The organism is Xanthomonas sp. LF06-19, assembly GCF_034105425.1.
Taxonomy (GTDB): Bacteria; Pseudomonadota; Gammaproteobacteria; order Xanthomonadales; family Xanthomonadaceae; genus Xanthomonas_A; species Xanthomonas_A sontii.
On record NZ_JAXGGH010000001.1, the window covers coordinates 387,421 to 410,329 of the forward strand.

General features: G+C 69.0%; 25 protein-coding genes and 1 tRNA gene. 11 read left to right on the forward strand and 15 right to left on the reverse strand.

What is annotated here, in order from left to right:
- Nucleotides 1-209: 209 nt before the first annotated feature.
- From prpC to prpB, 3 genes are read right to left on the reverse strand one after another with little or no spacing between them, the layout of a single operon-like run.
- Nucleotides 210-1,373 carry a 2-methylcitrate synthase gene (prpC, locus tag SLW55_RS01630; protein ID WP_320744402.1) on the reverse strand — a complete coding sequence of 388 codons (1,164 nt, stop codon included), beginning with the start codon at nt 1,371-1,373 and terminating at the stop codon, nt 210-212.
- A 40-nt stretch (nt 1,374-1,413) separates the two neighbouring features.
- On the reverse strand, nt 1,414-2,019 hold the full coding sequence (locus tag SLW55_RS01635; protein ID WP_320744403.1) for a DUF1003 domain-containing protein: 606 nt from the start codon (nt 2,017-2,019) through the stop codon (nt 1,414-1,416).
- A gap of 31 nt (nt 2,020-2,050) precedes the next feature.
- Nucleotides 2,051-2,938, reverse strand: a complete 888-nt coding sequence (prpB, locus tag SLW55_RS01640; RefSeq protein ID WP_017910833.1) for a methylisocitrate lyase — start codon at nt 2,936-2,938, stop codon at nt 2,051-2,053.
- A gap of 119 nt (nt 2,939-3,057) precedes the next feature.
- Here prpB and SLW55_RS01645 point away from each other — a divergent pair, with 119 nt between their 5' ends.
- From SLW55_RS01645 to SLW55_RS01660, 4 genes are read left to right on the forward strand one after another with little or no spacing between them, the layout of a single operon-like run.
- Nucleotides 3,058-4,299, forward strand: coding sequence for a citrate synthase family protein (locus tag SLW55_RS01645; RefSeq protein ID WP_320744404.1), 1,242 nt, complete (start codon nt 3,058-3,060; stop codon nt 4,297-4,299).
- Between the two features lie 53 nt (nt 4,300-4,352).
- Nucleotides 4,353-4,535 carry a hypothetical protein gene (locus SLW55_RS01650; RefSeq protein ID WP_320744405.1) on the forward strand — a complete coding sequence of 61 codons (183 nt, stop codon included), beginning with the start codon at nt 4,353-4,355 and terminating at the stop codon, nt 4,533-4,535.
- Nucleotides 4,536-4,538: 3 nt separating this feature from the next.
- Nucleotides 4,539-4,694: a type II toxin-antitoxin system RelE/ParE family toxin gene (locus tag SLW55_RS01655; RefSeq protein ID WP_320744406.1), complete on the forward strand. Its 156-nt coding sequence runs from the start codon at nt 4,539-4,541 to the stop codon at nt 4,692-4,694.
- Nucleotides 4,691-5,047 (forward strand): XRE family transcriptional regulator, encoded by a 357-nt coding sequence (locus tag SLW55_RS01660; protein WP_320744408.1) that lies wholly within the window; start codon nt 4,691-4,693, stop codon nt 5,045-5,047. Before SLW55_RS01655 ends, SLW55_RS01660 begins: the two co-directional genes overlap by 4 nt.
- Before the next feature lie 68 nt (nt 5,048-5,115).
- Here SLW55_RS01660 and SLW55_RS01665 read toward each other — a convergent pair whose 3' ends face one another.
- Nucleotides 5,116-6,171, reverse strand: coding sequence for a DUF6624 domain-containing protein (locus tag SLW55_RS01665; RefSeq protein ID WP_320744409.1), 1,056 nt, complete (start codon nt 6,169-6,171; stop codon nt 5,116-5,118).
- Between the two features lie 394 nt (nt 6,172-6,565).
- Here SLW55_RS01665 and lexA point away from each other — a divergent pair, with 394 nt between their 5' ends.
- From lexA to SLW55_RS01685, 4 genes are read left to right on the forward strand one after another with little or no spacing between them, the layout of a single operon-like run.
- Complete coding sequence (lexA, locus tag SLW55_RS01670; RefSeq protein WP_320744410.1) at nt 6,566-7,174, forward strand: transcriptional repressor LexA; 609 nt, start codon at nt 6,566-6,568, stop codon at nt 7,172-7,174.
- Nucleotides 7,174-7,794, forward strand: a complete 621-nt coding sequence (gene imuA, locus SLW55_RS01675; protein ID WP_320744412.1) for a translesion DNA synthesis-associated protein ImuA — start codon at nt 7,174-7,176, stop codon at nt 7,792-7,794. The genes lexA and imuA overlap by 1 nt, the downstream gene beginning before the upstream one ends.
- Nucleotides 7,795-7,804: 10 nt before the next feature.
- Complete coding sequence (locus SLW55_RS01680) at nt 7,805-9,217, forward strand: DNA polymerase Y family protein (RefSeq protein ID WP_320744414.1); 1,413 nt, start codon at nt 7,805-7,807, stop codon at nt 9,215-9,217.
- Nucleotides 9,214-12,426 (forward strand): error-prone DNA polymerase, encoded by a 3,213-nt coding sequence (locus SLW55_RS01685; protein WP_320744416.1) that lies wholly within the window; start codon nt 9,214-9,216, stop codon nt 12,424-12,426. The genes SLW55_RS01680 and SLW55_RS01685 overlap by 4 nt, the downstream gene beginning before the upstream one ends.
- A gap of 76 nt (nt 12,427-12,502) precedes the next feature.
- Here the strand turns inward: SLW55_RS01685 and SLW55_RS01690 are convergent, their stop codons facing one another.
- Complete coding sequence (locus SLW55_RS01690) at nt 12,503-12,952, reverse strand: nuclear transport factor 2 family protein (protein ID WP_267100639.1); 450 nt, start codon at nt 12,950-12,952, stop codon at nt 12,503-12,505.
- Between the two features lie 121 nt (nt 12,953-13,073).
- Here SLW55_RS01690 and SLW55_RS01695 point away from each other — a divergent pair, with 121 nt between their 5' ends.
- Nucleotides 13,074-13,799 (forward strand): helix-turn-helix transcriptional regulator, encoded by a 726-nt coding sequence (locus SLW55_RS01695; protein WP_267100640.1) that lies wholly within the window; start codon nt 13,074-13,076, stop codon nt 13,797-13,799.
- A 180-nt stretch (nt 13,800-13,979) separates the two neighbouring features.
- Here the strand turns inward: SLW55_RS01695 and SLW55_RS01700 are convergent, their stop codons facing one another.
- Nucleotides 13,980-14,750 carry a DNA-formamidopyrimidine glycosylase family protein gene (locus SLW55_RS01700; protein ID WP_267100650.1) on the reverse strand — a complete coding sequence of 257 codons (771 nt, stop codon included), beginning with the start codon at nt 14,748-14,750 and terminating at the stop codon, nt 13,980-13,982.
- 162 nt (nt 14,751-14,912) lie between these two features.
- Here SLW55_RS01700 and SLW55_RS01705 point away from each other — a divergent pair, with 162 nt between their 5' ends.
- Nucleotides 14,913-15,164 carry a type II toxin-antitoxin system prevent-host-death family antitoxin gene (locus SLW55_RS01705; protein ID WP_017907919.1) on the forward strand — a complete coding sequence of 84 codons (252 nt, stop codon included), beginning with the start codon at nt 14,913-14,915 and terminating at the stop codon, nt 15,162-15,164.
- Nucleotides 15,161-15,418, forward strand: coding sequence for a Txe/YoeB family addiction module toxin (locus SLW55_RS01710; protein ID WP_017907918.1), 258 nt, complete (start codon nt 15,161-15,163; stop codon nt 15,416-15,418). Before SLW55_RS01705 ends, SLW55_RS01710 begins: the two co-directional genes overlap by 4 nt.
- A gap of 102 nt (nt 15,419-15,520) precedes the next feature.
- Here the strand turns inward: SLW55_RS01710 and SLW55_RS01715 are convergent.
- The 9 genes from SLW55_RS01715 to fabG form a co-directional block, all read right to left on the reverse strand.
- A tRNA-Val gene (locus SLW55_RS01715) sits at nt 15,521-15,595 on the reverse strand.
- Nucleotides 15,596-15,682: 87 nt separating this feature from the next.
- Nucleotides 15,683-16,036 (reverse strand): PilZ domain-containing protein, encoded by a 354-nt coding sequence (locus SLW55_RS01720; RefSeq protein ID WP_010342469.1) that lies wholly within the window; start codon nt 16,034-16,036, stop codon nt 15,683-15,685.
- On the reverse strand, nt 16,033-16,995 hold the full coding sequence (locus SLW55_RS01725; RefSeq protein WP_017917513.1) for a DNA polymerase III subunit delta': 963 nt from the start codon (nt 16,993-16,995) through the stop codon (nt 16,033-16,035). Before SLW55_RS01725 ends, SLW55_RS01720 begins: the two co-directional genes overlap by 4 nt.
- Nucleotides 16,992-17,663 carry a dTMP kinase gene (gene tmk / locus SLW55_RS01730; protein WP_017917512.1) on the reverse strand — a complete coding sequence of 224 codons (672 nt, stop codon included), beginning with the start codon at nt 17,661-17,663 and terminating at the stop codon, nt 16,992-16,994. Before tmk ends, SLW55_RS01725 begins: the two co-directional genes overlap by 4 nt.
- The gene (gene mltG / locus SLW55_RS01735) at nt 17,660-18,721 is read right to left on the reverse strand and encodes an endolytic transglycosylase MltG (protein ID WP_267100643.1); all 1,062 of its coding nucleotides are present in this window, start codon (nt 18,719-18,721) and stop codon (nt 17,660-17,662) included. The genes tmk and mltG overlap by 4 nt, the downstream gene beginning before the upstream one ends.
- 74 nt (nt 18,722-18,795) lie before the next feature.
- Nucleotides 18,796-20,145 (reverse strand): aminodeoxychorismate synthase component I, encoded by a 1,350-nt coding sequence (locus tag SLW55_RS01740; RefSeq protein WP_267100644.1) that lies wholly within the window; start codon nt 20,143-20,145, stop codon nt 18,796-18,798.
- Between the two features lie 183 nt (nt 20,146-20,328).
- Nucleotides 20,329-21,564 (reverse strand): beta-ketoacyl-ACP synthase II, encoded by a 1,236-nt coding sequence (gene fabF, locus SLW55_RS01745; protein ID WP_026144355.1) that lies wholly within the window; start codon nt 21,562-21,564, stop codon nt 20,329-20,331.
- 129 nt (nt 21,565-21,693) lie between these two features.
- Nucleotides 21,694-21,933, reverse strand: coding sequence for an acyl carrier protein (gene acpP / locus SLW55_RS01750; protein WP_010342475.1), 240 nt, complete (start codon nt 21,931-21,933; stop codon nt 21,694-21,696).
- Between the two features lie 205 nt (nt 21,934-22,138).
- Nucleotides 22,139-22,882, reverse strand: a complete 744-nt coding sequence (gene fabG / locus SLW55_RS01755) for a 3-oxoacyl-ACP reductase FabG (RefSeq protein WP_010342476.1) — start codon at nt 22,880-22,882, stop codon at nt 22,139-22,141.
- Between the last annotated feature and the right edge of the window lie 27 nt (nt 22,883-22,909).

Sequence of the window (22,909 nt, forward strand, 5' to 3'; positions counted from 1 at the left end):
CGAAGCCTGGTGCAACCCGATTCCTCATGAGGGGCGGATGAGGGTACGAGCGAAGCCTGGTGCACCCCGATTCCTCATGAGGGGCGGATGAGGGTACGGGCGAAGCTCAATGCAACCCAACACCACGAGGCTGCGCCCGTACCCTCACCCCCAACCCCTCTCCCGATGGGAGAGGGGAGTGTCACGCGGGGTCGAGGCGTACAGGCGCATCACTTGCGCTGATCGATCGGCACGAACGCCTGATCCTCCGGCCCCACGTAGTTCGCGCTGGGGCGAATGATCTTGCCGTCGATGCGCTGCTCGATGATGTGCGCGCTCCAGCCGGCGGTGCGGGCGATCACGAACAGCGGGGTGAACATCGCCGTCGGCACGCCCATCATGTGGTAGCTGACCGCGCTGAACCAGTCCAGGTTCGGGAACATCTTCTTGATGTCCCACATCACCGTCTCCAGGCGCTCGGCGATGTCGTACATCTTGCGGCTGCCCTGCGCTTCGGACAGTTCGCGCGCCACGTCCTTGATGACCTGGTTGCGCGGGTCCGACACCGTGTACACCGGGTGGCCGAAGCCGATGATCACTTCCTTGCGCTCGACCCGCGCGCGGATGTCGGCTTCGGCCTCGTCCGGGGTGTCGTAGCGCTTCTGCACCTCGAAGGCGACCTCGTTGGCACCGCCGTGCTTGGGCCCGCGCAGCGCGCCGATGCCGCCGGCGATGGCGCTGTACATGTCGCTGCCGGTGCCGGCGATGACCCGGCAGGCGAAGGTGGAGGCGTTGAACTCGTGCTCGGCGTACAGGATCAGGCTGGTGTGCATCGCCTGCACCCATTCCTCGTGCGGCTTGAAGCCGTGCAGCAGGCGCAGGAAATGCCCGCCGATCGAATCGTCGTCGGTCTCCACCTCGATGCGCCGGCCGTTGTGGCTGTAGTGGTACCAGTACAGCAGCATCGAACCGAGGCTGGCCATCAGCTTGTCGGCGATGTCGCGCGCGCCGGGATGGTTGTGGTCGTCCTTCTCCGGCTGCACGCAGCCCAGCACCGACACGCCGGTGCGCATCACGTCCATCGGATGCGCCGACGGCGGCAACTGCTCCAGCGCGGCCTTGACCGCGGCCGGGATGCCGCGCAGCGAGCGCAGCTTGGCCTTGTAGCCGCGCAGCTCGCTGTTGCTGGGCAGCTTGCCGTGCACCAGCAGGTAGGCGACCTCCTCGAACTGGCTGGTGCGCGCCAGGTCCAGGATGTCGTAGCCGCGGTAGTGCAGATCGTTGCCGCTGCGGCCCACCGTGCACAGCGCGGTGTTGCCGGCGGCGGTGCCGGACAGGGCCACCGATTTCTTCGGCTTGAAGGCGGGGGCGGTCTGCGGAGCGGTGTCGTTCATGGCGAGTCTCCCGGTGTTGCGGTCGGATGGACGCAGTGGATCAGGGGGCGTGCGGCGCCGGTGGCCAGGCCCCGGAGCGCTCGAGCAGTTGCTGCAGCATGGCGATCTGGCGGTTCTGCTGATCCACCAGCGTCGCCCAGTCCTGCTCGCGCAGCTGGTTGAGCTTCTCGTGCACCTGCAGGATCTCCAGCTCGGCCTTGATGTTCACTTCGTAGTCGTTCTGCGCATGCAGGCGGTCCACCGCCGCCTGGCGGTTCTGGCTCATCATGATCACCGGCGCCTGGATCGCGGCCAGGCACGACAGGCACAGGTTGAGCAGGATGTAGGGATACGGATCGAAGGCGTGCGCCAGCACCAGGCTGTTGAGCACGATCCAGCCCAGCAGCACCACGCAGAAGCCGATGATGAACGTCCAGCTGCCGCCGATCGCGGCGACGCGGTCGGCGACGCGCTCGCCCAGCGAGCGGTCGCGGTCGGCCTGCGTGACGATGTCGCGGGCCACGTGGCGCTTGGCGATGAAGCGCTCCACCACCTCGCGCTCGGCCTCGGACAGCTTGTCCAGTTCGGTCTGCAGCAGATGCCGCGCGGTCTGGCGGCGGTCGATGCGGCTGCGCAGGAACGAGGCAGCGCTGGCGTGGGTATTCATGGGCAGGCCCGGGCAGGAAAATCGCCGCCGATCATGCGCCCTTGCCGGCGAACAGCGCATCCAGGCGCTGCTCGAAGGCGTGGTAGCCGATGCGCTCGTACAGCTCCTCGCGGGTCTGCATGCGCTCCAGCACTCCCTGCTGATGGCCATCGCGACGGATCGCGGTGTACACGTCCTCGGCGGCCTTGTTGGCGGCGCGGAACGCCGACAGCGGGAACAACTGGATCGCCACGCCGGCCGACGCCAGTTCGTCGCGGGTGAACAGCGGTGTCTTGCCGAACTCGGTGATGTTGGCCAGCACCGGCACCTTCACCGCGTCGACGAACCGGCGGTAGGTGTCCAGGTCGTAGGCGGCCTCGGCGAAGATGCCGTCGGCGCCGGCCTCCACGCAGGCGATGGCGCGTTCGATCGCCGCGTCCACGCCCTCGGCCTGGATCGCATCGGTGCGCGCGATCAGGAAAAAGTCCGGATCGGTCTTGGCATCGGCCGCGGCCTTGACCCGGTCCACCATCTCGCCCTGGCTGACGATCTCCTTGCCGGGACGGTGGCCGCAGCGCTTGGCGCCGACCTGGTCCTCGATGTGGCAGGCGGCCGCGCCGGCCTTGATCAACGCCTTGATGGTGCGCTCGATGTTGAACGCGCTCGGCCCGAAGCCGGTATCGATGTCCACCAGCAGCGGCAGAGGGCACACGTCGGTGATGCGGCGCACGTCGATCAGCACATCGTCCAGGGTGTTGATGCCCAGGTCCGGCAGGCCCAGCGAACCAGCCGCGACGCCGCCGCCGGACAGGTAGATGGCCTTGTAGCCGGCGCGCTGCGCCAGCAGCGCATGGTTGGCGTTGATCGCACCGATCACCTGCAACGGCGCTTCGGCGGCCAGGGCGGCGCGGAAACCGGCGCCGGGGGAAACGAGGGACATGGGCGGCTCCTGACGAAGAGGCGGCGGCGCCCTGCCGGGCGTTCCGCGATGGGCGCCAATCTGGCACTCTCGCCGGCATGGATCAATCTTGATTCAATGAATCAACCTATCGTCCCTTCATGTCCGACAGCCCCGACCGCAACCTGATTTCCGCCGCGCAGGCCTGCGCCCTGCTCGGCATCAGCAGCGCCACCCTGTACGCCTACGTCAGCCGCGGCCTGCTCAGCTCGCGCGCCGGTCCCGACCACCGCAGCCGCGCCTACCTGCGCGCCGAAGTGGAGCGGCTGGCGCAGCGCAAGCGCGCCGGCCGCGGCGCCGCGCGTGGTGCCGCGCAGAGCCTGGACCGCGGCCTGCCGGTGCTGGAGACGCGGATCTCGCTGATCCGCCCCGACGGCCCCTACTACCGCGGACGTTCGGCGGTGGCCATGGTGCGCGCCGGCGCCAGCCTGGAGGACGTCGCGCGGCTGCTGTGGGACTGCCCGGAGGGCGAAGACCCGTTCGCCAGCGCCCCGGTCGCGCCCTGGCCGGAGGTAGTGGCGCCGCTGGCCGGACATGCCGCGTTGCCGCCGCTGGAACGTGCCATGGCCTGCATCCCGCTGCTGGCCCTGGAGCTTCGGCAGTCGCTCAACGCCGCCCCCGGCGTGCGCCGCGAAATCGCCGCCACCCTGCTGCGGCAGAACGCCGCGCTGCTGGTCGGCACCGCGCCGGACGCGCGCCCGCTGCATCGCCTGATCGCCGACCACTGGCGTCCCGGCGATGCCGACTTCGCCGAACTGGTGCGCGCCGCGCTGCTGCTGTGCGCCGACCACGAACTCAACGTCTCCGCCTTCGCCGCCCGCGTGGTCGCCTCCACCGGTGCGCCGCTGCACGCCACCGTCAGCGCCGGCCTGGCCGCCCTGTCCGGCCCGCGCCACGGCGGTGCCACCGCCCGCGCCCATGCCCTGCTGCGCGACGCCCAGGACGCGCCCAGCGCCGCCGCCCTGATCGCCGAACGCTGGCAGCGCGGCGACGACCTGCCCGGCTTCCACCACGCCCTGTACCCCGACGGCGATCCGCGCGCGGCCGAAGTGCTGCGCCTGCTGCGCGAACGCAGCGGCGGCAGCGCGCGCATGCAGCACGTGGATTCGGTGATCGCCGCCGCCCAGGACTGCAGCGGCCAGCGCCCGAACATCGACTGCCTGCTGGCCGCGCTCTGCTTCGTCCACGACCTGCCGGCGGCGCACGCCCTGGTGCTGTTCGCCGCCGCCCGCCAGGCCGGCTGGCTGGCCCACGCCCTGGAGCAGCAGGCCCTGGGCAAGCTGATCCGGCCACGCGCCCGCTACACCGGGGCGATGCCGGAGGATGGCGGCGCGCCGAGCTGAGGGGACGGCGAGCGCACCTTGCGCATGCACCAATATTGGTACACCATACCGTCATGGAGACCACACTGGACGTGCGCTTCTACCGTGCCGTATCGGGCGTCGAGCCGGTGCGGGTCTGGCTCAGGGAAGCGGTGTCGGCCGATGCCAGGAAAGCGATCGGCGGCGACATCAAGACGGTGCAGTTGGGATGGCCGCTGGGCATGCCCCTGGTGCGCAAGCTGGACCAGCGCCTGTAGGAAGTGCGCAGCGCGATTCCCGAAGGCATTGCGCGGATTTTTTTCACCACCGTTGGATCGGACATGGTGCTGCTGCACGGCATCGTCAAGAAGTCGGGCAAGACCCCGAGCGCCGATCTCGCCACCGCCAAACGCCGCAGAGACAAGGTGATGCGATGAGCCGCAATGCCCATATCGGGTCCAGCTTCGACAGCTTCCTGGCCGAGGAAGGCATCCTCGAAGACACCGCCGCACTCGCCGCCAAGCGCGTGATCGCCTGGCAGGTCGCCGAAGCGATGAAGTCCGCCAAGCTCACCAAGAGCGCACTGGCCCGGCGCATGAACACCAGTCGCTCGCAACTGGACCGCGTGCTGGACGCCACCGACACCAGCCTCACCCTGGACACGCTGAGCCGCGCCGCCACGGCGCTGGGCTACCGGATCCAGATCGACCTGGTCGCCGCGCAGTCGGGCAGGTCAGTCGGCAAACCGCCAACGGCGAAGGCCAAGACTTCGGCCGGCATCCTTCGCTGACGCAATCTCCACCCTGCGACTCAACGCATGGCCTCGGACATTGGCATCCGCCAATGACATGGTCTTGATCAATTGCCTTGCATCGAGCTCAGGTATACATCGAACGGTTCCATCCCCATGACCTCCCGCCGGCGATCCAGCGATGCCCTGTCCTGGATCGGATACGGCTCGACCTTTCCGCCATCCTCGCTGACCTGAGAGCCGTAAATCTGCTCTTTCCCCTGGTACATGCGCAGTCGATCGACCATGAGTGCGTAATCATGGCGAGCCATCTCGCCCCGGAGCATCAGCGGCCGCGCCATTCCGAGCGCCTCCCGTATCAGCTCAGGACTGTGGGAGTGCTGCACCAGGATGTAGAACGCCATGACGCCCTTGCGCCCCACCATTTGCGCGTCGGGAAAGCCGTACTTCTTGAGCACATCCGCAACGAACACCGCGTTCTTGGCATCGTCGGCGTCTGCCGCCCTTGCTTCGGCGGAATCCGCCCCCGTCCCTGCCTCGTCCCACGCTTCCCTCAGCTTCTGGTCCCGCGCGTATCGCTCATTTAGAGAGCGCCTCAGATCGGGATGCGTGATGGGTGGCGGCCGCTGGCACAACGCGGCCCCACCGATCACTTGGTCATAGGGCACGCCGACAGAGATCAGGTCACTCGCAGCCCGAAGGCCCACAGCGATGGGCGCAAGCCCCAGGTCATCACGCTCCTCATTCACCGCCATCTCGCTCAAGCCCTCTTGCAGCCGGAGCACGCCGTCCTTCAGTTCGGGGACTGCCCCGTAGGACGGCTTCTTTCCGCTGGAGAGCGCCAAGCGGTCAGCCAGTTCGGCATAGCCCTCGGCGTCGACATCATCTCCCACACGCTCGTAGAGCGCGTCCATGAGCCTACTCTGGAGTTTCCCATCACCGCGCGACGCGAGCACGATCGCTCCCAAGGCATTGATCCCTTCGCAGCCGACCTGGCCTTCGGACGGAATACCGCCATCCAGCACCTTCGCCACTTCGCGCAATTCTTCTGGCCCGAAAGGCCCGACGCTCGCCTTGGCGCGAAAGGCCAGGAGTGTGTCCCGCAGATCCTGCTGAGTGATGCCTGCAGCGTGCCCGGACACCGCCAAGACGCCGAGCAACATACAACTCCAACCCCTGACCAATCTGCCCATCGCGACGTCACCCCGTGTGCTTGTCAAGACGCTCGTATCGACAGCTTCGGACGCGACACGCCGCCCGGCAAGCGGCAGCACCGGCGGAAGTCGCAGGCAACCTGCAACTCCACTCGGTGAACGCAACAATGGCGCCAGGCCGCAGCGGCCAGGCGCCGTAAGTCTGCCCCAGATGACCATCATGCTCATCGCGGACTCCACCGCAAGCAGTCCCGACCAGAAAGGAGGCGGCGACGAATTGGCGTCCTCCAGACCAGCGATACCGCCAAGGACGACTGCTCTGGAAAAACCGACAGTGCCTCCTCCAAAAGCATTCAGCACGTCGATTCGCCAAGGCACCGCCGAAGGTGTACAAATGTACACCATGACCACCCTGTCCCCGCAGCGCGCCGCCATCCTCGCCTACGTCCATGCCTGCATCGAGCAGGACGGGCGGCCGCCGAGCCTGGCCGAGATCGCCGAACGCTTCGGCTTCGCCTCGCGCAATGCCGCGCGCAAGCACGTGCAGGCGCTGGTCGAGGCCGGCTTGCTGGAGCAGGTGCCGCAGCAGGCGCGCAGCCTGCGTCCGGCGCAGGCCGGCAGCCGCAGCGAACTGCTGCAACTGCCGGTGCTGGGCCGGGTCGCCGCCGGCGCGCCGATCGGTGCCGACATCGGCCTGGACCAGCAGTTGCGCCTGGACCGCGCGGTGTTCGCGCTGCGCCCGGACTACCTGCTGCGGGTGCAGGGCGATTCGATGATCGACGACGGCATCCTCGACGGCGACCTGGTCGGGGTGCGCCGCGCCGCCGACGCGCACAACGGCCAGATCGTGGTGGCACGGCTGGACGGCGAGCTCACCATCAAGCGCTACCGCGCCGATGGCAACGGCATCGCGCTGCTGCCGCGCAATCCCGCCTATGCGCCGATCGTGGTCGCTCCCGGGCAGGACTTCGCCATCGAAGGGCATTACTGCGGCCTGATCCGGCCCGGCTGATGGCCGCCGTCGTCGCCCTCGATCGTCTGCTGGCCGAGCGCCGGGTCTGGCGCGGCCAGCCGACGGCGCTGCCGCCCAGCGCGCAGCCCACCGGGCACGCCGCGCTGGACGCGGTGCTGCCCGCACGCGGCTGGCCGGAGATGGCGCTGACCGAGCTGCTGCACGCCGCCGACGGCATCGGCGAACTGCAGCTGCTGTGGCCAACGCTGGCGCGGCTGTCGCAGGGCGGCGGCCGCATCGTGCTGGTCGATCCGCCGTACCTGCCCTACCCCGCCGCCTGGGCCCAGGCCGGCGTGGCGCTGGCGCAACTGCAGATCGTCCGTGCCGGCGCCGACGCGGCCTGGGCCGCCGAGCAATGCCTGCGTTCGGGCAGTTGCGCGGCGGTGCTGTGCTGGCCGGGGCTGGCCGGCGACAAGACCCTGCGCCGGCTGCAGGTGGCCGCCGAGACCGGGCGCACACTGGGCTTCGCCTATCGGCCGATGAAGGCCGCCGCCAATCCGTCGCCGGCCGCGCTGCGCATCGCCCTCGACGCCGCGCCGGCGCAACTGCGCGTGCTCAAGTGCCGCGGCGGGCTGCCGCCGGCGCAGCCGATCGCGCTGTCCGCCCTAGCGACCGGGTGAGACCGCACACATGCGCTGGGCCTGCATCCTGTTGCCGCAATTGGCGCTGGACACTGTCCTGCGCCGCTGGCCGTCGCCGGACGAACCGCTGGCGCTGCTCGACGGCCCGCCGCAGCGGCGCACGCTGAAGGCGGTCAACGCCGCTGCGCGCGCCCGCGGCCTACGCCCCGGACAATCGCTGGTCACCGCGCAGGCGCTGTGCGACCGCTTCGCCACCGCCCTGCACGATGCCGAGGAAAGCCGCCGCAGCCAGCAGTTCCTCGCGGCGTGGGCGTACCGCTTCAGTTCGCTGGTCAGCACCGACTACCCCGGCGCGCTGCTGCTGGAGATCGAAGCCAGCCTCGGCCTGTTCGGGCCGTGGCCGCGTTTCGAGGCGCGACTGCGCGAGGAACTGACCGCGCTGGGCTTCCGCCACCGCATCGTGGTCGCGCCGCACCCGTTGGCCGCGCGCGCGCTGGTCAATGCCCACGACGGCATCGCCCTGCTCGACAACGCCGCGCTGCAGCGCGCGCTGGGGCAGTTACCGATCGCCCGCGCCGGGCTGTCGCCGGCCCTGGCCGAGGGCTTCGCGCGGATGGGCCTGCGCCGCCTGCAGCAGCTGTTCGCACTGCCGCGCACCGCGCTGGCGCGGCGCTATCCGCCCGCCCTGCTGCAACACTTGGATGCGCTGCGCGGGCAGGCGCCGCTGCCGCTGCAGTACTACCTGCCGCCGGACCGCTTCGATGCGCGCGTGGAACTGGGCTATGCCACCGAATCCAACCAAGCGCTGCTGTTCCCGCTGCGTCGCCTGACCCAGGACCTGGCCGCGTTCCTGGCCGGACGCGACGGCGGCGTGCAGCGCTTCCGCCTGCTGCTGGAACACGAAGATCTGGAACCGAGCGTGGTGCCGGTGGGCCTGCTCGCCGCCGAGCGCGATGCGGCGATGCTGTTCGAACTGGCGCGCGGGCGCCTGCAGCAGGCCAGCGTGCCGGCATCGGTGCAGGCACTACGCCTGTGTGCCGACGAACTGCCGCCGTTCGTGCCAGCCGCGCGCGAACTGTTCGACGAACGCGCGCAGCAGGCGCTGCCGTGGGAACAACTGCGCGAACGCCTGCGCGCGCGCCTGGGCGACGACGCCGTGCACGGCCTGCGCGCGCACGCCGACCATCGCCCGGAACTGGCCTGGCGCGCCGAATCCAGCACGGCCACACCCGCCACCAACGCGCCGCCACGGCCCGGCTGGCTGCTGGCGCGGCCAGTGCCGCTGCGCGAACGCGCGCCCGAGCGCCTGGCCGGGCCGGAACGCATCGAGAGCGGCTGGTGGGATGACGGCGACGTGCGCCGCGATTACTACGTCGTGCGCACCCGCCAGGGCCAGCGCGCCTGGGCCTTCGCCCCGGCCGACGCGCCGGACGCACTGATGCTGCACGGCTGGTTCGCATGAGCCACACCCCGCCGCATCCGCGCATGCCGCCGCGCCTGCGGCTGCTGCCGACGCCTGCCCCTGCGCCAACCAGCGCACCCGCCGCCAACGTGCCGCGCACGCCAGCGGACTCCACCCTGCCCGACTACGCCGAACTGCATTGCCTGTCCAACTTCAGCTTCCAGCGCGGCGCCTCGCACCCCTGGGAACTGTGCGAACGCGCGCTGCACCATGGCTACCGCGCCCTGGCGATCACCGACGAATGCAGCCTGGCCGGCATCGTGCGTGCGTGGCAGGCGGCCCGGGACATGGGCCTGCACCTCATCGTCGGCAGCGAGATCCAATTCGAGCACGGCCCCAAGCTGGTGCTGCTGGCCGAGACCCTGCACGGCTACCAGCGGCTGTGCCGGCTGATCACCTTGGCCCGGCGCCGCGCCGACAAGGGCCGCTACCGCGCGCTGCGCGAGGATCTGGCCAGCGCGGACGACGGCGCCGGCCTGCTGTGCCTGTGGCTACCGCGCGGCGATGGCGACGACGCCGCGGACGGCGCCTGGCTGCAAGCCGGTTTCCCGCAGCGGCTCTGGCTGGCGGTGGAACTGCTGCGCGGCCCCGACGATGCCGTGCTGCTGCAGGCGCGCCTGCAGTTGGCGCATGCGCTGCAGCTACCGGCCGTGGCCAGTGGCGACGTGCACATGCATGCGCGCGGCCGCCGCGCGTTGCAGGACACCCTGACCGCGATCCGCCAGCGCCTGCCGCTGCACGAAGCCGGCGCCCACCTGTATCCCAACGGCGAACGTCACCTGCGCCCGCGCGCCACGCTGGCGTCGCTGTATCCGCCGGAACTGCTGGCCGAAACCGTGCGCATCGCCCAGCGCTGCACATTCGACCTCGGCCAACTGCAGTACGAATACCCGCACGAACTGGTGCCCCCCGGGCACACGCCCACGCAATGGCTGCGCATCCTCACCGAACGCGGCGCGGCGCAGCGCTGGCCGCACGGCGTGCCGGACAAGGCGCGGCGCCTGATCGAACACGAACTCGGCGTGATCGAGCGGCTGAAGTACGAGTCCTACTTCCTCACCGTCTACGACCTGGTGCGCTTCGCGCGCTCCAAGGACATCCTATGCCAGGGCCGCGGCTCGGCGGCGAACTCGGCGGTGTGCTACGCACTGGGCATCACCGCGATCGATCCGGACCGCATCGGCATGTTGTTCGAGCGCTTCATCTCCGAAGAGCGCAAGGAGCGGCCGGACATCGACATCGATTTCGAGCACGACCGCCGCGAGGAAGTGATCCAGTACATCTTCAGTCACTACGGCCGCGAGCGCGCCGCGCTGGCGGCGGTGGCGATCAGCTACCACACGCGCAGCGCCGTGCGCGACGTGGCGCGCGCGCTGGGCCTGCCCAGCGACACCGTCGATGCGCTGTCCTCCGCGCTGGGCCAGCGTGATCCGGTGGAGTCGGCACAAGAGCTGCTGCGCGAGCGCGGCTTCGATCCGGACACGCCGGTGATGCGCCGGCTGCTGGTGCTCACCAGCCAACTGATCGGCTTCCCACGGCACCTGTCGCAGCATCCCGGCGGCTTCGTCATCTCCGAGCATGCGCTGCACACCCTGGTGCCGGTGGAGAACGCGACCATGGCCGAGCGCACGGTGATCCAGTGGGACAAGGACGACCTGGAACTGGTCGGACTGATGAAGGTCGACGTGCTCGCGCTGGGCATGCTCAGCGCGCTACGCCGCACCCTGGACCTGCTGCGCGCGCACCGCGGCCGCGACTACACGCTCGCGACCATTCCTGCCGAAGACCCTGAGACCTACGCCATGATCCAACGCGCCGACACCATCGGCGTGTTCCAGATCGAATCGCGCGCGCAGATGGCGATGCTGCCGCGGCTGCAGCCGAAAGAGTTCTACGATCTGGTCATCCAGGTGGCGATCGTGCGTCCCGGCCCGATCCAGGGCGGCATGGTGCATCCATACCTGCGTCGGCGCAGCGGCGAGGAGGCCACCGACGATCTGCCAGACGAGTTGCGCGAGGTCTTCAAACGCACGCTTGGCGTGCCGCTATTCCAGGAACAGGTGATGCAACTCGCGGTGGTCGCCGCCGGCTACACGCCGGGCCAGGCCGATCAGTTGCGCCGTTCGATGGCGGCCTGGAAACGCCACGGCGGGCTGGAACCGCATCGCGACAAGTTGTTGCAGGGCATGCTGGAGAGGAACTACACCGCCGAATTCGCCGCACGCATCTTCGAGCAGATCAAGGGCTTCGGCAGCTACGGGTTTCCCGAAAGCCACGCCGCCAGCTTCGCCCTGCTCACCTACGCCAGTTGCTGGCTCAAGTGCCACGAACCGGCGGCATTCACCTGCGCGCTGATCAACAGTTGGCCGATGGGCTTCTACAGCCCCGACCAGTTGCTGCAGGATGCGCGCCGCCACGGCCTGCAGGTGCGGCCGGTGGACGTGCGCTACAGCGATTGGGATTGCAGCCTGGAAGCGTACAGCCCCGACCCGCAGGTGCAGCCGGCGATCCGCCTGGGCCTGCGTCTGGTCCGCGGTCTGGCCGAGGACGCCGCCCTGCGTCTGCAGCAGGCGCGCGCGCAGGCGCCGTTCCACGACCTCGCCGACCTGTGCCACCGCGCCGTGCTCGACGACAAGGCCCGTGCCGCGCTCGCCGACGCCGGCGCACTGAAAGCGCTGGCCGGCCATCGCCATCGCGCCCGCTGGGCCGTGGCCGGCGTCGAAGCGCAGCGGCCGCTGTTCGAAGCGCTCGCAGCCACGCCCGAACAGCAGGTCGCGCTGCCGCTGCCCAGCCAGGGCGAAGACATCCGCGCCGACTACGCGACGCTCGGCACTACCCTTGGCAAGCACCCGCTGACCCTGCTGCGTGCGCAGCTACGCGCGCGCCGCTACCGCCATTCCGGCGAACTGCGCGCGCTGCCGCATGCCAGCGCCGTCGCCATCGCCGGCCTGGTGACCATGCGCCAGCGCCCGCAGACCGCCAGCGGCGTCACCTTCGTCACCCTCGAAGACGAGCACGGCCTGGTCAACGTGGTGGTGTGGCGGCGCCTGGCCGAGCGCCAGCGCCAGGCCCTGCTCGAATCCCGGCTGCTGCTGGTACGCGGCCGCATGGAAACCGCCGATGGCGTGCGCCACCTGATCGCCGCCCACCTCGAAGACCTGACGCCCATGCTGCTCGGCCTGGACATCCGCAGCCGGGATTTTCATTGAGGCGGTGCCACGGCCCGCGGATGGACGCGACGCCTGCGCACGTGCAGCCGCGCTCGCTACTGTGACATCCGCAAGTTCAGGACTGCCTATCAAGTGCAGCCAGCAACGTCTGCACGCCTTTCCAGCCCCAGTACACGCGGTGGCAGGCGATCAATCCGGCGGCGTCCAGGTCCATCACTTCCACCAGATCGACCTGGTCGCCCTGCGGCGTGTCGCGCGGATACTCCCAGACCAATTGCCGCCCCGCGACATGACAGCGGCCGCTGCGATACCAGCGCCCCAGGCCGTTCTCGGGCTGGGCGAAGGACGAGGCGAAGAACGCCGCGATGGCCTCGCGGCCCTGCAGCCGCCCGTCGTGGCGCGTCGCTGACGCCACGTAGGCCAACGGCGATTCCAACTGCGCATCCGGCGCATACAGCGCCATCAACGCCGGCAGATCGCGCGCCACCACATGCCGGTGCCAGCGTTCGAACACGAGGTGCGCATCGCGTTCGGAGGGGTTCGGCGGCGTTTCGTTCGTCTGCATCGGCAGGCTCCGGTGGGAATCCGCGCAGTCTAGGAATCGGCCGCCGGCATCGTTTCGGTGCGCATCGAAACGTCGCGGCGCGGCCGGTCCTATGATGACCACGTCCATCGGGAGTGCAGCAATGCATCTGGAACACCCCAAGCTGGCAGCGACCGCGTTCCTGATCGCCGACCCGGCCCGCGCCGCCATGCTGATGGCGCTGGTCGATGGACGCGCACTGCCGGCCGGCGAACTGGCCTTCGCCGGCGGCGTCACCCCGCAGACCGCCAGCGCGCACCTGGCAAAGCTGCTGGAGGGCGGCCTGCTCGCGGTCGAGGTCCAGGGCCGCCATCGCTACTACCGCCTGGCCAACGCGCACGTCGCCACCGTGCTCGAAACCCTGGCCACTCTCGCGCCACCACAGACATCGCGCCGCCGCACCCCGCATCGCGACGCCCAATCGCTGCGCCTGGCACGCTGCTGCTACGACCACCTCGCCGGGCGTCTCGGCGTGGCGATCACCGAGGCACTGGAACAGCGCGCCTGGCTGACCGACGACGACGACACCACACGCTACGCCGTCTCTTCCGAAGGCGCGGCATGGTTCGCGCGCATGGGCGTGGATCTGCCACAGCTTGCCCAAGGCCGCCGCGCTCTGGCCCGGCGCTGCCTGGACTGGACCGAACGCCGCCACCACCTCGCCGGCTCCCTGGGCGCCGCCCTGCTCGATCAGTTCTGCGCCAGACACTGGCTACGCCGCGCCGACGGCTCCCGCGCCTTGGTGGTCACCGATCTCGGCTGGGCCGGCCTGCTCACCGAACTAGGCATTCGGCAATTCGAAGACGAGGCCGTAGCGCTGCCTTCCTGACCAAGGACGATCAGCGCGCGTGGCGGACGGCGACGCCCCATTTCCCTGCCCGACGCATGCGCGCCGGCCGCCGGCACCGACGACGCGGTCTCCGCCACTTCATCCAATGCGGACACTGCAGCCAAGGTACATGCGTCTTCAGACGCCAACACGATCCGCACTTCGCTGGCGATAACAGGATTACTTGAACATGTCGGTCTGGAGCCCATCATCCAGCGCATAACGCCGCTGACAATGCTCGCAGAAGAACGCGCGTCGTTGCGCCTTGCCGAGCTGCTTGCGGTAGGTGAGCAGATGACCATCGCGCGGACACACTGTTTTGGTGTGCACCTGGTAGTGCTTCTTCAGTTCGTAGGCTTTCTTCCAGCGATAGAAATCGAAACTGTACTCGCGCGCCTGCGTCACCAGTTCGCCCAGCTTCCGCGCCGGCAATGCGCCGATTTCGCTCTCTGGATGCACGCGAATCCGGTGCAGCACCTCGTTCTTGATGATGTTGCCGACCCCGGCGAACACATCCTGATCGAGCAAGGCATCGGCAGCGAGCATATGCGGCCGCAGCCGCAACTTGCGCCGCGCCTGCGCCGCATCCCAATCGGGATTCATCACGTCCGCGGTCCAGTCGTAGGCCGCCTCCAGCGGACCGTCGATGAACTTGATCGAACACGCGTAGAAGTTCAACTCCTCGCCCTTGGCGAAGCCCAGACTCAAGCGCGCCGACGCGTCCTTGCGCGCATTGATCCGATAGCTGCCGAACAGCAGGAAATGGATGCGCACACTGAACGCATCGAACTCGATCAGGAAATGCTTGCCCCAACTGCGCAGCGACAGGATCTTGCGCCCTCGCATCCGCTCCAGGTCCAGCTTGCTGTTGCCGGAGACCCGTAACACCTTGCGTCCGGCAAACGCGTCGGCTTCTTCCTTGAGGATGACGATCGAGGGACCTTCGGGCATGCGTGCAGTATCGAGCGGTGTTGTGATCGGGTCGTGAGCCGGTCGCATCCAAGTGGTCATCGCTTGGTGACTCCAGCCAGAATCTCCACGCATCCGGTCAAGGGATGCCCGTTGACAGGGGTACACGCGAGCGTACAATTTATTGTACAACTCGGAGCCATCATGGACACCATCACCTACAGCGCCGCACGTGCCGCTCTCGCGGACACCATGGACCGCGTGGTCAACAACCACGAGCCGGTGATCATCACGCGCAGCCGCGAGCAAGCCGTTGTCATGCTGTCGCTGGAGGACTACAAGGCGATGGAGGAAACCGCCTATCTGCTGCGCAGCCCGAAGAACGCGCAGCGCTTGCTGGAATCCATCGCCCAACTCGAATCCGGTCGCGGCAAGGCGCGGGAACTGAGCGAGTGACGCTGCAGTTCTCGGACAACGCCTGGGAGGATTATCTCTACTGGCAACAGGCCGACAAAAAGATGCTCAAGCGCATCAACGACCTGATCAAGGCCATTCAACGCGATCCCTTCCAGGGCATCGGCAAACCCGAACCGCTACGCCATGCACTTGCAGGCTACTGGTCGCGACGCATCAACGACGAACACCGGATCGTCTACAAGGTCGAGCATGGCGTTCTGCTGATTGCACAAGTGCGATATCACTACGTTTAACCTCAATGCCTGCGTGAGGCACGCAATTACTGATAGAGACTCCATCTCGCAACAACGAAAAAGCCGGCACAAGGCCGGCTTTTTTGTTGACGCTCAAATTCGTGGTGGGCGGTGCAGGGTTCGAACCTGCGACCCTTGCCGTGTGAAGGCAATGCTCTACCGCTGAGCTAACCGCCCGTGTCGCGAGCCGCACATTATAGGGCTGTGGCGCGCGGCGTCAATGGGTCCTTGCGAGGTCCGTTGCGCGGCGTCGCCGCGCGGCCGCTACATGGTCTGGGTGGGCTTGTCGGCGTTGAGGATGCCGGCCAGCTGGGTCTCGATCTTGGTGCGGATGGTCTCGCCTTCGCTGTTGTCCGGCAGCTGCACGCCGATGCCGGCGGCGCGGTTGCCCTGGGCGCCGACCGGGGTCACCCAGATCACCTTGCCGGCCACCGGCAGGCGCTCGCTGGAATCGGGCAGGGTCAGCAGCAGGAACACCTCGTCGCCGAGGAAGTAGCGCTTGGGGGTGGGCACGAAGATGCCGCCGTTCTTCACGAACGGCATGTAGGCGTTGTACAGCGCCGCCTTGTCCTTCACCGCCAGCGACAGGATGCCCTGGCGTCCGCTCATCGCGCTCATCGTTGTGCCCCTCTCCGGGCCGGGCGATCGCCATCGCGCCAGGCCAGCAACAGTTCCGCGATCGCCAGGTCGGCGCGCACGGTGGTCCGCAGCAGGTCGCGGGTGCGATTGGCGGCGTCGAACCACGCGGCCAGCTTGTGCAATCGCGCCGGGTCGGTCAAGCCGGCCTGCGAGGCCTGCGCCAGCGCCAGGTCGGCGGCATGGCCCAGGCGCTGCTCAGCGAGTGCGTCGCCGCTCCAGCGCTGCGCGGCGTCCAGCGCGCCGAGTTTGCCGGCGGCGACCTGTTCCAGGTCGGCGGCTACCTGCCGGCGCAGCTTCAATCCGTCCTCGCGCAGCCACTGCGCGGCCAGGCCGGGATGGCCGCGTGCGGCGTCCAGCGCTTCGCGCGCGGTCTTCTCGGGAAAGTCCTGGGCCAGCAGCCACGCGATCGCTTCGTCGGCCGGCGGCAACTTGAATTCCAGCCGCTGGCAACGGCTGCGGATGGTCGCCGGCAGGCGCGCCGGCTGCGCGCTGATCAACCACAGATAGCGGCCGGGCTGCGGCTCTTCCAACGTCTTCAGCAGGGCGTTGCAGGCGGCGCGGTTGATCGCGTCGGCCGGGTCCACCACCACCACCTGGGCCACGCCGTACTGCGGGGTCAGCGCCAGCTTCTGCGAGATCTCGCGCACCTGTTCGATGACGATCTCGGTGCGCAGCTTGTCGCCGGTGCGGTTGGGGATGAACGAGATCAGTTGCAGGTCCGGATGGGTGCCGGCGGCGATCAACTGCGCGCTGCGCAGCGCCGCGGCCGGCTCGCCCTGGCCGAGTACGTGCGCGGCCAGCTTCAGCGCCACCGCCCGCTTGCCCAGGCCTTCCGGCCCGCAGATCAGCAGGCCGTGGCCGAGACGGCCGGCGTCGAGCGCGGCCACGGTCTGGTCGTAGGCGCGCTGCTGCCAGGGCGCGAACGGCACGTCGCTCATGGCGTCGGCTCCTGTTGCTGCTGCACCCACGCCGCCAGTGCGGCGGCGACCGCCTGCGCCACCGCCTGCGGCGGCTGGCTGGCGTCGATGACGCGGAAGCGCTGCGGGTCCTGCGCGGCGCGCTGGCGAAAGCCGGCACGCACGCGCTGGAAGAAATCGTCCTGCTCGCTCTCGATCCGGTCCGGCCACAAATCGCGGCCACTGGTGCGGGCGCGGCCGATCTGCACGTCCAGGTCCAGCAGCAGGGTCAAGCCCGGCTGCAGGCCGACCGCGCGCCGCTCCAGGTCGGCGATCCAGGCGCGATCCAGGCCGCGGCCTTCGCCCTGGTAGGCGTAGCTGGAATCGGTGAAGCGGTCGCTGACCACGTAAGCGCCGCGCTGCAGCGCCGGGCGGATCACCTCGCGCACGTGCTGCGCGCGCGCGGCGAACACCAGCAGCAGTTCGGTTTCGGCGGCCAGCGGCTCGGCGACCTCGCCGGGGGTCTTGTCCAGCAGCAGCGCGCGGATGCGCTCGGCCAGCGGCGTACCGCCCGGTTCGCGGGTCAGCACCACTTCGTGGCCCTGCGCCTGCAACGCATCGCGGATCGCGTTGATCGCGGTGGTCTTGCCGGCGCCCTCGCCACCTTCCAGGCTGACGAAGCGATGGTGACGCAGCACGGCCTCGCTCATGGCGACACCGCCGCGTCGCTGCGCGCCTGGCGCAGGCGCTGCAGGTAGCGCGCCACCGCCGCGTTGTGCTCGGCGTAGTTGGCGGAGAACGCATGCGCGCCGCTGCCGTCGCCGATGGCCACGAAGTACAGGCTGTTGCCCGGCGCCGGGTTGGTGGCGGCACGCAGCGCGTCGCGGCCGGGCATGGCGATCGGGGTCGGGGTCAGGCCGGTGCGGGTGTAGGTGTTGTACGGCGTATCGGTCTCCAGGTCGCGCTTGCGGATGTTGCCGTCGTAGGCGCTGCCGATGCCGTAGATCACGGTCGGGTCGGTCTGCAGTTTCATGCCCAGTTGCAGGCGGCGCACGAACACGCCGGCGATCTGCGGACGCTCGGCGGCCAGGCCAGTCTCCTTTTCCACGATCGAGGCCAGGATCAGCGCCTGCTCCGGCGACTGCAGCGACAGGTCCTTGGCGCGCGCGTCCCAGGCCTCGGCCAGCGCCTTGTCCATCGCCGCATGCGCGCGGCGCAGCACCTGCAGGTCGGTGTCGCCGCGCTGGTAGAGGTAGGTCTCGGGCAGGAAGCGGCCTTCCGGGTGCTGGCCGGGCTGGCCGAGCTTGGCCATCAGTTCGCTGTCGCTGAGGTCGGTGGTGGTGTGCACCAGCGGCGTGGCCGCGTTCAAGGCGCTGCGCAGCTGGCGCACGTTCCAGCCTTCGACGATGGTGAAACGGTACTGGATCACCTGGCCCTTGCGCATGCGCAGCAGCAGCTCGCGCGGGCTCAGCGCTGGCTGCAACGCGTATTCGCCGAACTTGAGCTTGCCGGCCACGCCCAGTTCGCGCGCCAGCACCTGCCATTGCAGGTCGCTGCCCTGGGTCACGCCGGCGGCGCGCAGCTTGCGCAGCACGCCGTTGAGCGAGGCGCCGCGCGCCACGTCCACGCTGGGCTGGGACGCCTGCAGCGGTTGCTCGGCGAAGGCGCGATAGCTGTGCCACCACCAGGCGCCGGCCGCGGCCACCAGCAGCGCCAGCACCAGCAATGTCCCCAGCAGGGTCAGACACCCGCGTTTAGCCCAAGCCACGACCACCTCGGAGCGAATTCAATGGCGTGCAGGATACCGCGCGGCCGGCATGGCCCGGTATCGCGCGGCCCCGCTCATGGCTCCAGCGCACGCAGCAGGCCGCGCGCCTTGGCCCGGGTCTCGTCGAGTTCGCGCTCCGGGTCGGAATCGAACACGATGCCGGCGCCGGTGCGGAACTGCACCTGCGCGCCGTCCACCTCGGCGGTGCGGATGAGGATGTTCAGGTCCATGTCGCCGTCGCGGTTGAGCCAGCCGAACGCGCCGGTGTAGGCGCCGCGCGGGGTCTGCTCGAGCTCGGCGATGATCTGCATGCAGCGCACCTTGGGGCAGCCGGTGATGGTGCCGCCCGGGAAGGTGGCGCGGATCGTCTCGCCCGGCGTGGTGCCCGCACGCAGCCGGCCACGCACATTGCTGACGATGTGGTGCACGTGGGCGTAGCTCTCCACGGTCATCAGTTCGTCGACCTCGACACTGCCCGGCGCGCAGATCCGCCCCAGGTCGTTGCGCTCCAGGTCGATCAGCATCACGTGCTCGGCGCGCTCCTTGGGGTGCCCGACCAGTTCGCGGATGCGCGCGGCCTCGTCGTCGCCCGGCGCGCGTGCGCGGGTGCCGGCGATCGGCCGGGTCTCGACCACGTCGCCGCGCACCGACACCAGCCGTTCCGGCGAGGAACTGACCACGGCGCGGCCGTGGCCGACGAACAGGCCGGCGAACGGTGCCGGATTGGCGCGGCGCAGTTGCGCGTACAGCGCCGCCGGCGCCAGCGGCGCGGCGAAGCGCGCCGACCAGCGCCGCGACAGGTTGACCTGGAACACGTCGCCGGCACGCAGGTAGTCGAGGATGCGGCGCACGCCGTCGACGAAGCGCTGTGGCGGGTCTTCCTCGATCGCCAGCGGCGCCTGCCAGGCCGGCGCCGGTGCGGCCGCGGTCAGCGCCTGCAGATCGGCGAGCACGGCGTCCAGCAGCGCTGCATGCGCGGGCTCGGCCAGCGCGACGCAGTCGCCGCTGACGTGATCGCGCAGCAGCGCGGCGGGACAACGCAAGGCCAGCGCCGCAGGCGTGGCCGCGGCGGAGGGCGGCAACTGCAGCACCGGCTCCACCTGCGCGGCCAGTTCGTAGTCCAGCAGCAGCGCCCAGCCGCCACGAAACGGCCAGCGCGGCTCGTCGCGCTCGCAGCGTTCGGCCTGCCAGTGCGCGTCCAGCGCATCGAGGAAATCGCCGGCGACCGCGGCGCCATCGAGCGTGCGGGTGCCCCCATCGCGATCCAGCCGCAGGCCCTGCCCGTCGGCGACCAGCAACAGATCCCAGCGCCCCTGCGCCGTGCCCGACGCCGCCGATTCCAGCAACACCGGATACCGCTGCGGCACCAGGCGATGCAGCGCCAGCAGATCGACCTCGGCCGGCAAGGGAACGGTACGCAGCATCGAAGATCCGCTGGAAGAATGAAAGAAACGTCAGGGAACGGGAGGCGTCGCCAGACAAGCTCCAAGCGATACCACAGCAACGCGCGCCGACCTCACGCGCGCCGCCCGATAGATGGACGCGCGCGATGGGAGTGAGGCGCCGGCTGTGACGATTCCCGATTCCCTATTCCCGAATCCCGGCCCTCAGACCCGCTTGAACACCAACGTCCCGTTGGTCCCGCCGAAGCCGAACCCATTGGACATCGCCACGTCGATCTGCTTCTCGCGCGCCACGTTCGGCACGTAGTCCAGATCGCAGCCTTCGCCCGGCTCGTGCAGGTTGATGGTCGGCGGGATGATGCCGGCGTGGATCGCCATCACCGAGAAGATCGCCTCGGCACCGCCGGCCGCGCCGAGCAGGTGGCCGGTCATCGACTTGGTGGAGCTGACCATGGTCTTGTAGGCGTGATCGCCCAGCGCACGCTTCATCGCCAGGGTCTCGGCCAGGTCGCCCAGCGGCGTGGAGGTGCCGTGCGCGTTGAGGTAGTGGATCTGGTCCGGATTGAGCTTGGCGTCCTTCATCGCCGCCACCATGCTGCGCGCGGCGCCTTCGCCGTCCTCGCTCGGGGCGGTCATGTGGAAAGCGTCGGAGCTGGCGCCGAAACCGACCAGCTCGGCATAGATGCGCGCGCCGCGCGCCTTGGCGTGTTCGTACTCTTCCAGCACCAGCACGCCGGCGCCGTCGCCGAGCACGAAGCCGTCGCGCTCCTTGTCCCACGGCCGCGAGGCGGCGGCAGGATCGTCGTTGCGGGTGGACATCGCCTTCATCGAGCAGAAGCCGCCCACCGAGGTCGGCGAGGAGCCGCGCTCGGCGCCACCGGCCAGCATCACGTCGGCATCGCCGTGCTGGATCATGCGCATCGCGGTACCGATGGAATGGTTGGAGGTGGCGCAGGCCGAGACCGCGGAGAAGGTCGGCCCCTTCAGCCCTTTGATCAGGCTCACCTGCCCCGGCAGCATGTTGATGATGGTGCTGGGCACGTAGAACGGCGAGATCTTGCGCGCGCCGCCCTCGTGGAATTTGATGGTCTGCTCCTCGATGCCGAGCAGGCCGCCGATGCCGGAGCCGAGGATCGCGCCGATGCGCTCGGCATTGGCCTCGGTGATCTCCAGGCCGGAATCGTCCAGCGCCATGAACGAGGCGCCGACGCCGTAATGGATGAACGAATCCATCTTGCGCGCGTCCTTGGACGAGATGAACTTGGTCGGATCGAAATCCTTGATCTCGCCGGCGATCTTGGTGGTGAACTGAGACGCATCGATCTGGGTGATCGGGCCGATGCCGGAGCGTCCGTTGACGATCCCTTCCCAACTGCTGGCCAGGTCATTGCCCAACGGCGACACCAGGCCCATGCCGGTTACGACGACACGACGGCTCATTGCGAAATCTCCTCACCGCGATACGCGCGGCCTTGACGCTGTAAAAACACAGGGCCGCATGCGCGGCCCCATGGGATTGTCACGCGCATCGGGCCCACGCAGGCGCCGAAGGCGATCGCGAACGCAGCCTCAGCTCTTGACGTGCGCCTTGACGTAGTCGATGGCCTGCTGCACCGAGGTGATCTTCTCGGCTTCTTCGTCCGGGATCTCGCACTCGAACTCTTCTTCCAGGGCCATCACCAGCTCGACGGTGTCCAGCGAGTCGGCACCCAGGTCATCGACGAACGATGCGTTGTTGGTGACTTCTTCTTCCTTGACGCCGAGCTGTTCGACGACGATTTTCTTGACGCGTTCTTCGATGGTGCTCATTGGGATATCGCTCCAGATGGAGTAGTGGTGGTTCGAGTTTTAGGATCCCCGCACACGGATGTGCGGTGCTCCTGTGAGGGACTCACAAAACGCCATCGGGCTGCGATGGCCGCGTTGGGTAGTGTAGTGGAAACCGACTGGCCCTTGCAGCACTGCACAAATGCCGGCCGATCAGCCACTTAGGCGCGTCCGCTGCGCCGCAGGCTCACGGCATGTACATCCCGCCGTTCACGTGCAGGGTTTCGCCGGTGATATAGCCGGCGCCGGGCCCGGCCAGGAACGCCACCGCGTTGGCGATGTCGGACGGCTGGCCGAGCTGGCCGAGCGCGATCTGCTCCAGCAGCGCGGTGCGCTGCGCTTCCGGCAGCGCCTTGGTCATGTCGGTGTCGATGAAGCCCGGCGCGACCACGTTGACGGTGATGCCGCGCGAGCCGATTTCCTTGGCCATCGACTTGGAGAAGGCGATGATGCCGGCCTTGGCCGCGGCGTAGTTGGCCTGGCCCGGATTGCCGGTCACGCCGACCACCGAAGCGATGTTGACGATGCGGCCCTTGCGCGCCTTCATCATGCCGCGCAGCACCGCCTTGGAAGTGCGGAACACGCTGGTCAGGTTGGTGTCGATGATCGCCTGCCAGTCGTCGTCCTTCATCCGCATCAGCAGGTTGTCGCGGGTGATGCCGGCGTTGTTGACCAGGATCGAGACCGGGCCGAATTCCTTGGCGATCGCCTCGATCAGCGCATCGACCGCGGCGCCGTCGGTGACGTCCAGCGCACGGCCGTGGCCGCCGTGGGCGGCCAGGCGCGCGCCGATCGCTTGCGCGCCGGCGTCGGAGGTGGCGGTGCCGATGACGGTGGCGCCCTGCGCGGCCAGTTCGTCGGCGATGGCGGCACCGATGCCGCGGCTGGCGCCGGTGACCAGCGCGATCTCGCCCTGCAATGGCTTGCTCATCTGCGTTTCCTTGGAGACGGACGGCGC

What these genes read in the sequence shown, in the direction of transcription:
- prpC (WP_320744402.1), bottom strand. Translation starts at nt 1,373, where the DNA reads ATGAACGACACCGCTCCGCAGACCGCCCCCGCCTTCAAGCCGAAGAAA.
- SLW55_RS01635 (WP_320744403.1), bottom strand. Translation starts at nt 2,019, where the DNA reads ATGAATACCCACGCCAGCGCTGCCTCGTTCCTGCGCAGCCGCATCGAC.
- prpB (WP_017910833.1), bottom strand. Translation starts at nt 2,938, where the DNA reads ATGTCCCTCGTTTCCCCCGGCGCCGGTTTCCGCGCCGCCCTGGCCGCC.
- SLW55_RS01645 (WP_320744404.1), top strand. Translation starts at nt 3,058, where the DNA reads ATGTCCGACAGCCCCGACCGCAACCTGATTTCCGCCGCGCAGGCCTGC.
- SLW55_RS01650 (WP_320744405.1), top strand. Translation starts at nt 4,353, where the DNA reads ATGGAGACCACACTGGACGTGCGCTTCTACCGTGCCGTATCGGGCGTC.
- SLW55_RS01660 (WP_320744408.1), top strand. Translation starts at nt 4,691, where the DNA reads ATGAGCCGCAATGCCCATATCGGGTCCAGCTTCGACAGCTTCCTGGCC.
- SLW55_RS01665 (WP_320744409.1), bottom strand. Translation starts at nt 6,171, where the DNA reads ATGTTGCTCGGCGTCTTGGCGGTGTCCGGGCACGCTGCAGGCATCACT.
- lexA (WP_320744410.1), top strand. Translation starts at nt 6,566, where the DNA reads ATGACCACCCTGTCCCCGCAGCGCGCCGCCATCCTCGCCTACGTCCAT.
- imuA (WP_320744412.1), top strand. Translation starts at nt 7,174, where the DNA reads ATGGCCGCCGTCGTCGCCCTCGATCGTCTGCTGGCCGAGCGCCGGGTC.
- SLW55_RS01680 (WP_320744414.1), top strand. Translation starts at nt 7,805, where the DNA reads ATGCGCTGGGCCTGCATCCTGTTGCCGCAATTGGCGCTGGACACTGTC.
- SLW55_RS01685 (WP_320744416.1), top strand. Translation starts at nt 9,214, where the DNA reads ATGAGCCACACCCCGCCGCATCCGCGCATGCCGCCGCGCCTGCGGCTG.
- SLW55_RS01690 (WP_267100639.1), bottom strand. Translation starts at nt 12,952, where the DNA reads ATGCAGACGAACGAAACGCCGCCGAACCCCTCCGAACGCGATGCGCAC.
- SLW55_RS01695 (WP_267100640.1), top strand. Translation starts at nt 13,074, where the DNA reads ATGCATCTGGAACACCCCAAGCTGGCAGCGACCGCGTTCCTGATCGCC.
- SLW55_RS01700 (WP_267100650.1), bottom strand. Translation starts at nt 14,750, where the DNA reads ATGCCCGAAGGTCCCTCGATCGTCATCCTCAAGGAAGAAGCCGACGCG.
- SLW55_RS01705 (WP_017907919.1), top strand. Translation starts at nt 14,913, where the DNA reads ATGGACACCATCACCTACAGCGCCGCACGTGCCGCTCTCGCGGACACC.
- SLW55_RS01720 (WP_010342469.1), bottom strand. Translation starts at nt 16,036, where the DNA reads ATGAGCGCGATGAGCGGACGCCAGGGCATCCTGTCGCTGGCGGTGAAG.
- SLW55_RS01725 (WP_017917513.1), bottom strand. Translation starts at nt 16,995, where the DNA reads ATGAGCGACGTGCCGTTCGCGCCCTGGCAGCAGCGCGCCTACGACCAG.
- tmk (WP_017917512.1), bottom strand. Translation starts at nt 17,663, where the DNA reads ATGAGCGAGGCCGTGCTGCGTCACCATCGCTTCGTCAGCCTGGAAGGT.
- SLW55_RS01740 (WP_267100644.1), bottom strand. Translation starts at nt 20,145, where the DNA reads ATGCTGCGTACCGTTCCCTTGCCGGCCGAGGTCGATCTGCTGGCGCTG.
- fabF (WP_026144355.1), bottom strand. Translation starts at nt 21,564, where the DNA reads ATGAGCCGTCGTGTCGTCGTAACCGGCATGGGCCTGGTGTCGCCGTTG.
- acpP (WP_010342475.1), bottom strand. Translation starts at nt 21,933, where the DNA reads ATGAGCACCATCGAAGAACGCGTCAAGAAAATCGTCGTCGAACAGCTC.
- fabG (WP_010342476.1), bottom strand. Translation starts at nt 22,882, where the DNA reads ATGAGCAAGCCATTGCAGGGCGAGATCGCGCTGGTCACCGGCGCCAGC.